Raw genomic sequence first — 15,036 nt, 5'->3', positions numbered from 1 at the left:
GCCCCGCGTCCCGGGGGTGCCGGGGCGCGGGGCCTGTCGGTGGGGCGTCGGGACGGTCAAGCCGTCAAGCGGAGTGGGAAGCGGAGACGAGCGCCGGGACCAGGTTCGCCGCGTTGGGAGTGCCGAGGCCGGTGACGGGGTCCCAGCCGGGGGTGGCGGGGTAGCCGGGGACGGTGGGGTCGGCGGCGTTGTTGCCGGTCGTGACGTCGTGGAAGTCCGCGGCGTAGGAGGCGGGATCGGCGGCGAGCTTGTAGAGGGCCGGGTTGATGAGCCCGAGGCCGCCGCCGTTGATCTGGTCGGCGATGGCGACCAGGCCCGCCCACTGCGGGCAGGACAGCGACGTGCCGCCGATGTCGTACCAGCCGGTGCTGCAGGGAGTACTGCCGCACTTCAGGCCGCTCTGGCCGTCCGGGGGCAGGGAGAGGTAGACGAGGGCGCCGGTGGCGGAGCTGGCCTGGAGGGCGATGTCCGGGACGCCGCGCATCGTGCCGATCGAGGTGCTGCCGGCCGGGAGGGTGCCGGACTGGTAGCCGGGCTTGGCGAAGACGTGACTGTAGCCCCCGCCGGCGAACGTCCAGCCGACCTCGGCCTGGCCCGAGTGGGCCTGACACGCGGCGGGCTGCGAGGTGCTGTCGGTGACGCGGGCGGTGGTGGCCTCGGCGCTGGTGCACAGGTAGGTGCCGCCGACGCCCGTGACCAGCGGGTCCGAGGCAGGCCACTGGACGGTCGGGTACGGAATGGTCGCGCCGCCCTGGCTCACCGGCTGCTTCTGCGAGTTGGCGGTGCCGCCGTCACCGGAGGAGCCGAGGACGGTGACACCGCTTGCCGCCGCGTCCTGGAACGCGTACCGCAGGTTCTCCAGCGCCTGCGGGCTGCCGAAAGCTTCCTCGGCGGAAGCGAAGGACTGCGAGATGACGGTCGCGAGGTGGTGCTTCACCACGTAGTCCTCGGCGGCCATCATCTGCGGGAAGCCCTGCACGCCGAGGGTCTCGGCGGTCGGCGTGGTGACGAGGAGGATGTTCGCGCCGGGCGCCATGGCGTGCGCGGTCTCGACGTCGAGCGCGACCTCGAGCGCCCACGCGCTCTTGTCCTCCTGACCAGTGCCCTGGCTCTTGGACGGCGGTGCCTTGGTGGCCGGCGAACCCTGCAGGTGCAGTTCGCCGAAGGTCGGCATGCCCGGGGCGCAGGTCACGCCCTCCTCGCCGCACATCGGCGCGACGCCGAACGCCTGGTCGAAGACGTGCAGGTCGTGGGCCATGGTGTCGCTGCCGTACGCGTCGACGATCGCTATCGTCTGGCCGCGCCCGTCGAGTCCCGCCGAGTGCAGCGGCCCCACGTTGTAGGCCGCCCGAACGGCCTGCGGGGAGAAGCAGCGCCGTCCCGCCGAGGCGCACTGGGCCTGCGTCGGGGGCGTCGTACTCGTCGTGAGCTGGGTGAAGTCGGCTACGGTCGGCCGCACTTGTGGGGCGGCCGCCGTGATTCCGGGTGCGGACAGGGTGCCCGCCGCGGCGAGAGCAAGGGTGCCCGCTCCCGCGATGAGCCACCGTCTTACGGTGTGCGCCATTTCTTCGATCCTCCCTGGTACGCCTGAGGAGACCCATGAGTCCGCCCTGCATGGTGGGGGGATGCGTTGAACGTGGAGCGACAGCCGTTGCGGACGCGCGAAGCCTATTGTCGGCGGACGGCCCGGACAATAGACCGGCCCAACGCCTGTGCCCCGGCTCGGGCACGATCTCCCGCGCCGATGCCGGGGTACAGGGCCGTGTACTCCCCGGGTCCGGCGGGCCCGGGCCGGCCGGTCCCGCGGGCTCAGAAGTTCTTGCTGGTCACCTGCCAGGGGTATGTCGCGGCCAGCCCCGAAGGGCCGAGCAGGTACGTGCGGGCGGTCCCGTTCCCGTTGAGCACCATGTCGAGGAAGCTCACGACGGCGGTCGTGCCGTCGGTGATCTGGCCTCCGGTGATGAACCCGGTGTGCCCTGCCTGCGGTTGGACGGCGAGGATGGCCGGCACGTTGGTCAGACCGTAGTTGGCCTGGGTGTTGCTGTAGGCGATGTCGGAGGGGCCGCCGCTCAGGTACAGCACCGGGCTGTGCAGTTTGTTGAGCTCGTTGCGCGAGTAGCCGAAGGACCCGTCGGCGAAGAAGCCGCTGTCCAGCGAGACCACGGCCGAGACCCGGCTGTCCTCGCCGGCCACGAGGGCTTCCAGGCCGCCGCAGGAGTGGCCCGCGGTCGCCACCTCGGCCAGGTTCAGACGCTGTTGCAGCGGTGACCCGGAGCGGTCCTGCTCCCGCTGCGCCCAGGTGATCGCGTCGGTCAGCAGGGAGGGGATCGGCGAACCGCTGGACAGCCCGTTGGGGGAGCCGTCGGCCGATCCGATGTCCACCACGGCGAAGCCCTTGGACGCGATGAGGGACAGTATCTGCCTGTCCTCGCTGTTGTCGGTGTGCGCGCACGCGCCGTTGCCGAACACCACGACCGGCAGCGTGCGGCCGACGGCCGCCGGGTCGGCGGGGCGGTAGACGGTGTAACGGTTGTCGCCGTAGGCGGCCTCCCGCACGACCGGGAAGTTGTTGTCCATCGCGGTGCCGCCCGGGGGCGGCGTGGTGCCGCCGTTCACGGTCCATTTCTGGTTGCCGCCGCCGTTGCAGGTCCACACCTGGAGCAAGGTGCCGTTGCCGGTGCCGGCATTGGCCGCGTCCAGGCACAGGCCGGACTGAACGCCGGTGATCGTGCCGTCGCCGTTGATGTTCCACTGCTGGTTCGCTCCGCCGTTGCAGTCCCAGATCTGCACCTTGGCGCCGGCGTTCGTGCCCGCGGCGTCCAGACACTTGGTGCCGTACACCTGCAACTGCTTGGACGAGGTGGAGGTGAAGGACTGGTTGCTGCCGCCGTTGCAGTCCCACAGTTGGAGCTGCGTACCGTTGGTCTGGGAGAGGCCCGGTACGTCGACGCAGCGGCCGGAGGCCGCCCCCTTGATCGTGCTGGTGGCTGCCGAGGCCGCGGTCGCGGCCAGCAGGCCGCCGGCGACGACCGCGCCGGTCGCCAGCAGCGCCGTCAGCCCGCGCAGTCGCCCGCCGGCCGCGACGGCGGGTCGAGTCCGGGTCGATGGTGAGCCGTACATGTCCGTCTCCTTCGTGTGGGGGGCCGGTCCCGGCGAGCCGGGCCGGTTTTCGGAGGATCGGTTCGCGGTGGCCCGACCGGCAGGCTCGTCCCCGAGCTCGCGCCGCGGACGGCGGCTGCCTGCGAGACCATCGTGTTAGCGCTCACAAAGCTCGCCAGGGCAGCAGCGCGCCGGATGACCCGAGGTGCCGGGTCGGTATGCCCACGCAGCGCACCGGGAGCTTCCGTCGGCGTCATGGGCGGTCCCTCGCGTGAGGTTGCGCGGAGCTGGGCTACGACAGCAAGGCATCGAGAGCGCAAAGGGCGTTCGGGAAGGCCCCCGCACCGTGCCGAGCGCCGGCCGGTGCGGCGGTGCGGGCAGTGGAGCGGCGGGCCTTGCCCGTTCGAACGAGGACGATACCGCTGGACGACATCCCGTCAAGGGCACGGGGCGCCGCGCGAGCGCCGGACCGGCCGCCGTCACCGGTGGTGGGTACCAGCCGATGTGGCGGCCGGTGCCCCGGTCCTGCTGGGTGGAGCCGTCAGTGGTGGCGCGACGCGGCCGGCGGCCTCAGGAGCCGGTGGCGCGGGTGATCGCGCGGGTGAGGAGTACGGCGGGGTCGGGGGCGTCGAAGGAGGACTCGGCGGCCAGGTCCAGGAGTTCGGCGAAGCACGCCCGATACAGGGTGTGCCGGTCCCGGCTGCCCGTCTCCTTCTCCAGGCGGCGGACGACGCCCTGCTGGAGGCCCCCGCCGTGGTGGACCGCGATCTTGCGGCGCCAGGCGACAGCGGCCGGCACCCGGGTCGCCATGGCCGTGCGCAGGTGGTACTTCTCCCGCCCGTCGACGACCTTGCACTCGGGTGCGGTCTCCAGCGCGACCCGCATGACCGGCCACGACCAGAACGGGTGGCTGACGGCGGTGCCGTAGGCCAGCGCCATGCGCCGGGACAGCTCGCCGGTACGGCGGGTGGCGTCGACGGCGGCGAGGACCTGGCCGGTCAGCTCCTCGGGGCGGGTGTAGGGGCGGTACAGGCCGGCGTTGATCAGGTCGCTGCCGTACCCGGTGATCAGCACCCGCTCCCCGGGTACGGCGCCGGTCCGCTGGACGGCGGTGGCGGTCAGGGCGACTTCGACGACCTCGGGCTCGGCGCAGCCCAGCCAGCGGATCGCCTCGGGTATGGAGGAGACGATCTCCTCCTCGGTGAGGTGCACGGGGTGCAGGGTGAGACCGGCCTCGGCGCACAACTCCGCGGCGTCGTCCAGTTCGTCGCCCCACGGGGTGGCCACGCTGTAGGGGGCGACGGACAGGCCGCCGGCCGCCGCGAGCCAGGTCACGGTGCCGGAGTCGATGCCGCCCGACAGCAGGGTGGCGCATCCGGCGGGGGCGGTCGCGCCGATCCGGGCGATCTCCTCGGACAGCGCCTGGATCTGCGCCTCGCCCGCGGCCACAGGGTCCCGCCGGTGCGGGGCGCGGAAGCCGTCGAGCGGATCCGGCTCGTCGCGGACCTCGTTCACCCAGCCGCCGGCGGTGCGGTACGTACGGGCGGTCGCGGAGTGCGGGAGCCTTCGTACGCCCCGGACCAGCCCGGGCTCCGGGTGCGGCTGCACCTCGACGGGCAGGCCGAGCGCGGGCAGGACGAGTGCGGCGAGCAGCAGGTCGGTGAAGTAGGCGAACCGGCCGCACAGGCGGTTGGCCGCGAAGTAGAGGGGGTCCTCGCTGAGGGCCGAGACACGGACGGTGACGGCGTCGGCGTCCGCCCGCAGCACCGTCGCGCCTCCTGGCGGACCCGGACGCGCACCGTCCGCGGCGGCTTCCGCGTCCGGGGCCTCGCCGGGCACGACGCTCATGGTGCGGACGTCGAGGACGAAGGGCGGATCCGCGGGCAGTACGGCGCCGAGCGGACCGCGGTAGTACGCCTGGACGCCGCCGAGGTCGGCGTGCAGGGCTGCGGGGGCCAGGCCCGGTACGGGCACATTGGCGACGACGCACCATCTGCTGTGGGGGGTCACGGCTACGCCTTTCCGATGATCCGGCGCATGCGCTGCTGGGCCTCGCCGGCGGAGAACGCCGCGCGGTGGGAGCGTTTGCCCTCCTCGCAGACCCGGCGCAGCCCCTCCACGTAGGGGCCGTTGACCCGGGCCCGGGTCGAGCGGACGGCGGCCGGGGTGTAGCCGGCGATGCGCCGGCCGTGCCGCAGGGCGCACTCCAGCAAGTCCGCCGGCTGGGTCACCTCGTGCAGCAGCCGGTCGGCCAGCGCACGTTCGGCGGGCCATTCCGCACAGGTGTAGAGCATTTCCTGCATGACGCTGCGGCCGACCACCGTCTCCAGCATGTAGCCGCCGAAATTGCAGGCGATGCCGACCCGGAACTCCGGCATCACCAGCGTCGCGGCAATACTGCCGATGCGCAGGTCGCAGCACAGGGCGATCTGCAGCCCGACTCCGATCGCGAATCCGTCGATCGCGGCGATCACCGGCTTGCTGATGCCCGCGAGCGTGCTGTAAAGAGCCGTGATGTCGTCGATCCAGGCGTCCACCTCGTCGCCCCCGGAGAATTCCGAGACCTCGTGGAAATCACCTCCCGCGCCGAAGGAACGCCCCGGACCGCCGTAGAGGACGACGCATCCGACGGCGGGATCACGGTCGATCTCCAGCATGAGGCCGGTGAGTTCCCGCATGCGGGCCCGGCTGAAGGGATTCTGCTCGTGCGCCTGAGAGAATTCGACCAGGGCGACACCTCCCGTCAGGATGCGGCATTCCATGGTCGCCGTCGCAGCGCCGGTCGCCGACACACGCCCTCCCAGACACGTTCGCCGTATGTCTCCGCCCTCCGAAAACTCCCACACGATAGAACATATTTATGCAGTAAGTTTGTGTGACATGAATCACTCGCGGCGGGACTTGATGTGGATCTCTCCCGGTCCGGCGCGCCTCAGACACCTCACCAAGCACACGACCGCTCTCGAAAGCGTGCAGGCTACAGAATATTCATGCAACATGGCCGAATTCCCGCGCTCCCTCGCCGACCCGCCGGGGCCCGACGTTCGGGGCGCGGTGAGCACCTGCCGTACGACCTGGCAGAACGCCGGAATTCGGCCGGACGGGCGGCGCGGGAGCCGTCGGCCGGCATCAGTGGAAAACCGGCCACTCCGACCGCTCGGACACTCGGGACGGGAGCGCGAAAAGGGCGGCGATGCCCCCATTTGACGCTTCTCGGCATGCGGATGGCGTCTTGTCATCCCGCGGAGTTCCGTGCTTTCGTCCGGGGCAGGACGGCGGACCGCTGACGAGCCTCGCCGGGTGGACGAAAAGCGACGACGTCACGCCGGCGGTCGAAAGCCGGCGCCGAATTCCGGGGGTGGGGTTCTTCACGCGCGCCCAGGGTTTCTCCTGGCCTTTCCTGCCGACACCGCGGATTTTCCCGCGGGCGCCGTGCGCGGGTGCGTCACCATTGCCGCGCCGGCGGTTCGCGCCCGGCTCCGCAATTCCGCGAAACGCTTCCGCGAACTCCGGAACGGCGCTAACGTCCTGACCGCCGAGAGCACCGCCAGGTCCGAGAGCACCGCCAGGTCCGACAGCCACCACCGTGGAGGAACTCCGCCGTGACGAACCCGGCCCCCGCGACCGCGGCCCGCGCCGTAGCGGCGGGCGGCACCGACCCGTACGCGGCCGGCGACCCGCCCCCGCCGTACGAGGGACCGCGGCCCCTGCACGACGCCTTCGAGGCCGCCGCGCGCCGCCACCCCCAGGCCCACGCCCTGACCGGATACGACGGCGAGCCGGTCAGCTACCAGGCACTGCTGGCCGGTGTGGACGCCGCTGCCCGGCGGCTGGCGCCGCTGGGACGGCCGGACGTGCTCGGCCTGGCGGTCGACGACCCGGCCACCTTTCTGGCCTGCTACCTCGCGGCGGCCCGGCTCGGCCTGGTGGCCGTCCTGCTGGACAGCCGCCTGTCCGACGAGCAACTGGCCCGTAACGCCGAGCGGTTCGACGTGTCCTGGCTGGCGGTCGGCAGGGACCGGCCCGGCGCGGAGGGAGCCGCGCACGAGGACGAGGACGGGCACGAGGACGGGGACGGGCGCGGGGACGGGCACGGGGACGGGCGCGAGGCCGCGGAAGGCGTTGCGGAAGGCGTTGCGGGCGAAGGCCAGGACGAGGACCGCCCCTCGGCGGGTTTCGTCCTGCGACCGCTCCCCGGCCGCGACGCCCGCCGTGCACGCGCGGCGGAGGGCTACCGCCCCGGTGACTTCGTGGTCCACTGCACCTCCGGGTCGACCGGCGAGCCGAAGGGCATCGTGATGAGCCAGAGCGCGATCGCCGCGAGGGTCCGGCTGTGGGGCGGCGACCTGCGACTCACCTCCTCCGACGTGGTGTTGTGCGCACTGCCGCTCGACCACTGCCACGGCATCGACGTGCTGACGCTGCCGGCGCTGACCGCGGGCGCCACCGTCGTCTTCGCCCGCGGCGACCGGCTCACCGGGCGCGGGATGGCCCGTCGGATCCTCCGGCACGGCGTCACCGTGGTCAGCGGCCTGCCCGTCATGTACCAGATGCTCACCGATGCCCAGGCCGTGCCGGACGGCTCGCTGGCCTCGCTGCGGACCGTGATCTCCGGCAGCGCGCCCCTCCCGGTCGCCACACAGCGGCGGTTCACCGAGCGCTTCGGCATCCCCCTGCGGCAGGTGTACGGCCTGTCCGAGATCGGCGTGATCTGCTTCGACCGCGACTACCTGGGCGGCGGCTCGATCGGCCTGCCGGTGAGCGGCGTGCAGTGGCGGCTGGAGGAGTTCGCGGACGACACGGACGGGTACGGGCACGGTGGCGTCCCCGGGGACGGCGGCGGGGACGGGAGCGGGGACGACGGCGAGGACGGGGAGCGGCTGCACGAGCTGTACGTGCGCGGCCCCGCACTCGCCCGCGGCTACTACCGCGATCCCGCCGCCACCGCCGTGATGTTCCAGGACGGCTGGCTGCGCACCCACGACGTGCTGCGGGCCGATCCGGACGGCTGGTACGTGCGCGGACGGCTGTCCGGCTTCGTGAACGTGTCCGGCAGCAAGGTGAGCCCGCTGGAGGTCGAGGCGGCGCTGCGCGAGTGTCCGGGTGTCCGCGACAGCGCGGTGGCGGGCGTGCCCGGCGAGGACGGCTCCGAGCGGGTCGCCGCGCTGCTCGTGCCCGGGCCCGGTTTCGACCTGGCCGCGGTGCGCCGGACGCTCGGCGCGCGCCTGCTGCCCCCTCAACTGCCGCAGCGCTACCGGACGGCCGGCGCGCTGCCGCGTACGGCGCTGGGCAAGACGGACTACGCCGCGGTGCGCGCGATCCTGCGCGACGCGGCTGAGGAGGGGGCGCGCGATGCGCGGTGAGGTGGCGGCGGACCGCGCCGCGGACCGGCTCGACGCGGTGGCGGACGGCCTCTACGCGAAGCTGGCGGCCAGGCCGCCCGAGGAGCACGAGACGGACGCGGGCCCGGTCTTCGCCGCGCTGAAGGAGAGCCGCGCCACCGCGATGCTCGTACCGGAGACGTGCGGCGGCGGCGGGGCGTCGGCGGCCGATGCCGTACGCTTCCAGGTCGCGCTGGGCAGCCTGGCCCCCTCCGCGGCCGTGGCCACGACCATGCACCACTACAAGATCGCGGCGCTCGGGCAGGTCGCACGGTCCGCGGGCACGGGCACGGGCACGGGCGCGGGCGCGGGCGCGGCGGACGCCGCCGAGGAGACCGGGTCCGCACGCGCCGCCACCGTCATCCTGCGCGACATCGCCGGCGGCGCCCGGCTCGTCGCCTCCGGCGGCGCGGAGTCCACGCCCGGCCGGGACCTGCGCACACTCGGCAGCACCGCGGTCCGCGACGGCAACGGCAGCGGGTTCGTCGTCAGCGGTCTCAAACGGCCGTGCAGCCTGTCGGCCAGCATGGACGTGATGTCGCTCATGGCCGAAGTGCGGGCGCCCGACGGCTCCTTCGACGGCCACGCCCAGGTCTTCGTCCCCGCGGCGGCCGCGGGTCTGACCCGCGAGCCGTTCTGGCGCAGCCCCGTATTCCTCGCCGCCGAGAGCCACGCGGTGCGGCTGACGCGGGTGCGCGTGGCGGGCGACCGGGTCTTCCCGCTGCGCGGGCGGACCGGCGCGCGCTTCGCGGCCGACTGCTACCTGTGGTTCCAGCTGCTGATCGGCGCCTCCTACCTGGGGGTCGCGCAGTGCCTCGCCGGGTTCACCGCCGAGGACCGGCGGGCCGGTTCGCGGCGGTGGAACGACGCGGTGGAGCACCTGCGGGACCTGGAGGAGGACCTCCTGGCCGCGGCCCGCGCGGTCGACGACGGCGCGCCCACCCGCGACCTGCTCAACCTCGCCGTGCGCGCCAGGGACCGGATCGAGGACGAACTGGGCGGCATCGGCGGCGAGTTGCTGCGTGCGGCGGGCGGCGGCGTCTTCGCGCGCACCGGCCTGCCCGCCACACTGGCCGGCGCGCTCCACGCGATCGCCTTCCACCCGCCGCAGCGCGGCGCGCGCGAAGGCACCGGACTGGAACTGCTCGACCCCGAGCTGAGGGACCGCGCGTAGGCATGTACACCAAGGACCAGTTCAGTCTTCCGCTGCCCGCCATGTGCGGCTTCGTGCGCGCCCGGTCCTTCGGGGTGCTGGCCACCTTCCACCGCGGCAGGGTGTTCACCTCGCCGCTGCCCGTCGACCTGCGCGAGGCGGCCGACGGCCGGCTGTTCGTGGCGGGCCACGTGGCGCGCGCCAACGCCATGCACGAGGCGTTCGCCGACGGGCCGCCGGCCACGATCACCGTGCTGGGCCCGGACACCTACGTGCCCGCGGAGTGGTTCGGCACCCGCAGCCGCATACCGACCTGGCTGTACTGCGCCGTCGAGATCTCCGGCCGGCTGGAGCTGAGCGACCCCGAGCGGACCCGCGCGGACGTCGTCACGCTCATCGACCGCCTCCAGGGGCAGGCGGTCGAGGGCTCGACCTGGACGCTGGAGGAGATACCCGCCGAACTCAGCTCGACGTACCTCAAGGAGATCGTCGGCTTCCGGCTGCTGGACCCCGTGCTCACCTCCTGCTTCCGGCTCAACCAGCGCAAGGGCGGCACGGAGAGCCTGGCCGCGGCCCTGGCCGCCGGCGACGACAGCGCCCGCCGCGAGCTGGCCCGGCTGGTCCTGGACCCGCCGACCGAGCCCGCCTCGTGACCGCCACCGCGCCGCGGACCGCGCGCGGCGACGACCTGGCGCTCCTGCTCGGCCTCGCCCCTTCCGCGGACATCGCGCTGACCTGGCGCGGCGCCGCACTGACGTACGCAGCGCTGGTGTCGGCGGTCGACGAGCTGACGGACCGGCTGGCCGCGGCGGACGCGCGAGGACGCCACCTCCTGCTGCTCGGGCCGCTGTGCCCGGCGTACGTGGTGGGGCTGCTGGCGTCGCTGCGGTGCGGCGCGGTGCCGGTCCCGGTCGACACGGGGCTCACCCCCGGCGGGTACGCCTGGGCGGAACAGGCCGCCAAACCCGCGCTGGTGGTGTCCAGCGACGTCTCCACCGTCGAGCAGTACCAGGGCGCCGGGTATCCGGACTCCGTGCACCCGGACTCCGTGCACCCGGGCGGCTCGGTGCGCCCCGGCGAGCTCGTTCTCGACGCGGCGACCGGCCGCGTCGTCCTGGACACCGCGACCCCGACCGCGTACGACGGCGGCGCCGGGGCCCGCGCCGGCGGGCGCCACCGCGACGCCGACGCCGGCTATCTGCTGCCCACCTCCGGGTCCACCGGCGCGCCCAAGGCCGTGGTCGGGAGCAGGTCGGGGCTGCACGCGTTCCTTTCGTGGTTCGTCCGCGAGTTCGCCCTGGGCCCGGACGACGTGTGCGCGGCCGCGACCCGGGTGAACTTCGACCCCTCGCTGCGGGAGCTGCTGGCCGTGCTGGCGGCAGGCGGCCGGCTGTCCCTGCCCGACGTCGACGTCCAGCTCGACCTGCCGGCACTCGCCCGGCACCTCGCGGACAGCCGCCCCACGCTCCTCTTCCTCGTGCCCTCGCTGGCCCGCCGCGTCGCCGACGTGCTGGAGGCGGGGTCGCACCGCCTCGACCGGCTGCGGCTGGGCTTCTTCGCGGGCGAGGTGCTCCCCGCGCGGGTGGCCGGCCAGTGGGCCCGGCTCGCGCCCGGCGCCGAACTGGTCAACCTCTACGGCCTGACCGAAGGCACCCTGGCCCAGCTCTTCCGGCGCGGGGTGCGCGCCGGGGACGCCGGGCCGGGGCACGGGCTGCCGGTGGGCCGGCCGCGGCCCGGGGTCACCGTGACGATCGACCGGCCGGACGCCGAGGGCCGCGGGGAGGTGCTGATCACCTCGTCGGCTCCCGCACTGGGAACACTCAGGCTCGGCACCCTCGCGTCCGGCGCGGCCGCGCCCGGCTCACGCACGCCGGACACACGCACGCCGGACTCCCCCGCACCGGACACACGCACGCCGCACACACGCACGCCGGACTCCACCCCGCCGGACTCCACCCCGCCGCACACACGCACACCGGACTCCCCCGCACCGGACTCCACCCCGCCGGACACACGCACGCCGGACTCCACCCCGCCGGACACACGCACGCCGGACACACGCACGCCGGACTCCCCCGCGCCGGACTCCACCGCGCCGGACGGCCCGCGGCGGGACGGGCCCGACGTCGACCCGATGCCGGCGGTGCTGCGCACCGGCGACCTGGGGTTCCTGGACGCGGCCGGCGATCTGCACATCGCCGGCCGGCTGGGCGACGACCTGAAGGTGGCGGGCCGGCGGGTGTCGTACCACCGGTTCGTCGACGCGGTGGAGGACCTGCCGGGCGTACGGCAGTGCGCGGTCGTCGACCACCAGGGCCCGCACGCGTTCGTCGCCGCCGACCTGGCTCCCGAGGCGTACGGCACGCTGCGCGAGCAGGTGTCGCAGGCCGCCGCGCGGGTGGGCGTGCCGCGCCCGCGGGTGCACGTGCGGGCCGAACTGCCGTTGCTGCGCAGCGGGAAGGTCGACCGTCAGTCGCTGACCGCCGCCCTCGCCGGCCCCGCGCAGCCGCCCTCCCCGGACGGTCCCGCACCGGCCCCCGCCGACACGCGGCGCTCGCTTCTCAGGATCGTCGAAGCCGCCGCGGGACCGCTCGGCGCGGACACGTCCTTCGTCGACGCCGGGCTGACCTCGCTGGACATGATGGAGCTGGTGCTGGCCGTCGACCGGTCCTTCGGCGTACGGCTGTCGGTGCGGGACTGCTACGAGCTGCGCGACGTGGCCTCGCTCGCGAGGGCCGTCGAGCAGGCGGCCCGCGACCGGCAGGGCGCGGCGCCCGTACCCGCGGTCCCCGCCGGCGACGTGCCGGGCCCGGCCGCCGCCGACGCACCCGGCACCGTCCCGCTGTCCACGCGCCAGCTCGCCTACATGGCCGTCTGCATGGCCGACGGCAACGCCGACTGGTGCAACCTGTCCCGGGAGGTGGCCGTCGGGCGGGAGGTCGGACCCGCGGAGGTACGCGCCGCGCTCGACGCCCTGGTGGCCCGGCACGACGCGCTCCGGCTCGCCCTGACCGCCGACTGGCGGCGGCTGGTGCACACCGACGCGGCGTCGCTGCGCTGTGAGGTGACCGTGCACCACGCCCCGGCGGGCGGAGCGCCGGGCCGGGACCCGCACCGCGCCCTCGTCCAGCAGGCGCGGGTCGAGGCCGTCTCGCGCCTGATCGACCCGCGATCCGCGCCCGCGATCAGGGCGGTCCTGGTCCCGGGCGCGGGCGCGGCCTCGGTGGTGCTGGTCGGGCATCACCTGTTCGTGGACGGCCTGAGCATGGACCTGCTCGCCGGTGAACTCGCCACGGCCCTGATGGGCGGCCGCCTTCCCGAGGCGCCCGCGCCGCAGCGCTACCGCGACTACTGCCGGGCCACCGAGCGGACCGCGGGCCCCTCCCCCGACGCCGGCTACTGGCGCGCGCTGCTCGCGGGAGCCGGGCAGGTCGCCCTGCCGCAGGCCCCGGGCCCCGAGGCGCGGGAGGGGATGCTGCTGTCGCTGCCGTTCGGCGTCGGCGCGACCCGGACCGCGCACCGGCTGGCCGCGGCAGCGGGCGTCTCCGTCTTCACGGTGCTGCTGGCCGCGTACGACCGCGCGGTGGCGGCCGTCTTCGGCGTGGATCCGCTGACGATCGTCGTACCGGTTCAGGTGCGCGGGGAGACGAACGCGGCCACGGCGGGGATGTTCATGAGCCAGCTGGCGGTCCGCGGCGGGGAGCACACCCGGCTCGTGGAGCGGGCACGGGAGTTCGCACGGCAGCTGGAGGCGGGAGTCGCGCACAGCGGCTGGGAGTTCGACCAGCGCGCCGAGGACCTCGGGCTGGCCCGTTCCGGGGACTTCCCGCTGTCGACCGTGCTGTTCAACCAGCATCCGCGACCGCGCGGCCGGCGCGCCCACGACCTCGGGCAGTGGAGCCCCCGGCCGCTGGGCCGCTCCCTGCGCTACCAACTGCAGGGCGAGGTCCAGGTGTCGGGCGCGGAGATGGCGCTCACCTACTACTACCGGCGGGGGATCCGCGTGGCGGGCACGGATGTCGTCGAGCGGGTGCACGATCGCGTGCTCCGGGCGCTGCGCGAGGCGGAGGAGGACCGGACATGAGCACCTTCGGCACGGCCGTCCCCGACACGTCGCCGCAAGGCGGTACGGCCGCGGCGGGCCGTCCGGGCCCGGACGGGCGCGCGGCACCCGCCGCCGACGGCGCCTCGGCGCCGCCGCCGGGCACCGGCGTCCAGGCGCAGCCGGGCACCGGCGTCCACGCGCCGCCGGCCGAGCGTGAGGCGCGCCTGCTGGTGCACCGGGCCGGCGGCACCCCGGTGTACGTGTACAGCCGCGACGCGCTGCGGGCCGGTGCGGCCCGGGTCAGGGCCGCCTCACCGGCCGGCGCGCGGCTGTACTACTCGCTGAAGGCCAACCCGCACCCCGGTGTGGTGGGCGCGCTGGCGGCGCTCGTGGACGGCTTCGACGTCTGCTCCACGGCCGAGCTGGAGACGGCGCTGAACGCGTCCATGCCTGCGGCCTCGATCCTGTTCACCGGCCCCGCCAAGTCACGGCCGGAGGCGGCGGCGGCACTGGCCGCCGGGGTCGCGGTGACGGTCGAGTCCGTACGGCAGGCCAGGCTGTTCGCGCAGGTAGCCGCCGAGCTGGGGGTGGGCGGGCGGGCCGTGCTGCGGCTCAACGCGCCCTATCCGGCCCGCGACCCCGGTACCGCGCCCGCGCCGAACCATTTCGGCGTCCCGCAGGAGGACCTGGCCGAAGCCGTGGAGGTCCTGCGCGGGTCGTCGCTGGCGATCAGCGGACTGCACCTGTTCTGGGGCTCGCAGTACAGCGACGCGCGGGTGATCCTCGCGGCCCGGGCGAGCGCGCTGCGCCGGGCGCTCGACGTCGCCGAACGATACGCGCTGCGCCTGGACTTCGTGGACGTCGGCGGCGGCATCGCCATGCCGTGGTGCGCCGGCGACCCGCCGGTGGACTGGGCGGCGCTGACCGCCGCGGGCGCGGACGCCCCCGCGGGGGTGCCCGGCGGCACCGCGGTGGTGTGCGAGTACGGCCGCGCCCTCGCCGGTCCGGCCGGCAGCCTGCTGACCACCGTGCTGGACACCAAAGTGGTCGACGGCCGGCACTACGTCCTGGTCGACGCCGGGATGAACCACGTGGCGATCGCCGGCCGCCTGATCGCCGGCGGCCGGCGCGGCGAACCCCTGGTCTCCGCCCTCGGCCCGGCCCGCCCGGGCGGGCCGCGGCGCACCTGGGTGACCGGCCCGCTGTGCTCCCAGCTGGACGTCCTCGCCGAGGACGTCGCGCTGCCCCCGGTGGAGCCGGGCGACCTGCTGGCGTTCTCCGGGGTGGGCGCGTACGGCCCGACGTTCAGTCCCGCGGGCTTCCTCAGCCGCGAGGCCGTACGAGAGATCGTCTACTGA

The 15,036-nt window shown here is 74.5% G+C and carries 9 protein-coding genes; 5 read left to right on the top strand and 4 right to left on the bottom strand.

From position 1 onward, the window contains the following. Positions 1-64 precede the first annotated feature (64 nt). The 4 genes from K7G61_RS17390 to K7G61_RS17375 form a co-directional block, all read right to left on the bottom strand. Positions 65-1,564, bottom strand: a complete 1,500-nt coding sequence (locus K7G61_RS17390; RefSeq protein WP_225847777.1) for a S53 family peptidase — start codon at positions 1,562-1,564, stop codon at positions 65-67. A gap of 245 nt (positions 1,565-1,809) precedes the next feature. Beyond that, positions 1,810-3,120 (bottom strand): ricin-type beta-trefoil lectin domain protein, encoded by a 1,311-nt coding sequence (locus K7G61_RS37310; RefSeq protein ID WP_225847776.1) that lies wholly within the window; start codon positions 3,118-3,120, stop codon positions 1,810-1,812. A gap of 549 nt (positions 3,121-3,669) precedes the next feature. Further along, positions 3,670-5,109: an asparagine synthase-related protein gene (locus K7G61_RS17380; protein ID WP_225847775.1), complete on the bottom strand. Its 1,440-nt coding sequence runs from the start codon at positions 5,107-5,109 to the stop codon at positions 3,670-3,672. 2 nt (positions 5,110-5,111) lie between these two features. Further along, positions 5,112-5,861: an enoyl-CoA hydratase/isomerase family protein gene (locus K7G61_RS17375; protein WP_225847774.1), complete on the bottom strand. Its 750-nt coding sequence runs from the start codon at positions 5,859-5,861 to the stop codon at positions 5,112-5,114. An 840-nt stretch (positions 5,862-6,701) separates the two neighbouring features. Between K7G61_RS17375 and K7G61_RS17370 the strand changes: the two genes are divergently transcribed. The 5 genes from K7G61_RS17370 to K7G61_RS17345 are packed head-to-tail and all read left to right on the top strand — an operon-like array spanning position 6,702 to position 15,036. Beyond that, positions 6,702-8,462: a class I adenylate-forming enzyme family protein gene (locus tag K7G61_RS17370; protein WP_225847773.1), complete on the top strand. Its 1,761-nt coding sequence runs from the start codon at positions 6,702-6,704 to the stop codon at positions 8,460-8,462. Next, on the top strand, positions 8,452-9,654 hold the full coding sequence (locus tag K7G61_RS17365; protein ID WP_225847772.1) for an acyl-CoA dehydrogenase family protein: 1,203 nt from the start codon (positions 8,452-8,454) through the stop codon (positions 9,652-9,654). Before K7G61_RS17370 ends, K7G61_RS17365 begins: the two co-directional genes overlap by 11 nt. 2 nt (positions 9,655-9,656) lie before the next feature. Beyond that, positions 9,657-10,286 carry an FMN-binding negative transcriptional regulator gene (locus K7G61_RS17360; RefSeq protein ID WP_225847771.1) on the top strand — a complete coding sequence of 210 codons (630 nt, stop codon included), beginning with the start codon at positions 9,657-9,659 and terminating at the stop codon, positions 10,284-10,286. Then, complete coding sequence (locus K7G61_RS36480) at positions 10,283-13,717, top strand: AMP-binding protein (RefSeq protein WP_308190653.1); 3,435 nt, start codon at positions 10,283-10,285, stop codon at positions 13,715-13,717. Before K7G61_RS17360 ends, K7G61_RS36480 begins: the two co-directional genes overlap by 4 nt. Further along, positions 13,714-15,036 (top strand): alanine racemase, encoded by a 1,323-nt coding sequence (locus tag K7G61_RS17345; protein WP_225847770.1) that lies wholly within the window; start codon positions 13,714-13,716, stop codon positions 15,034-15,036. Before K7G61_RS36480 ends, K7G61_RS17345 begins: the two co-directional genes overlap by 4 nt.

Source organism: Streptomyces sp. HPF1205 (assembly GCF_020400825.1).
In the GTDB taxonomy this organism is placed as follows: domain Bacteria; phylum Actinomycetota; class Actinomycetes; order Streptomycetales; family Streptomycetaceae; genus Actinacidiphila.
This window is presented reverse-complemented; position numbering and strand designations above follow the sequence as displayed.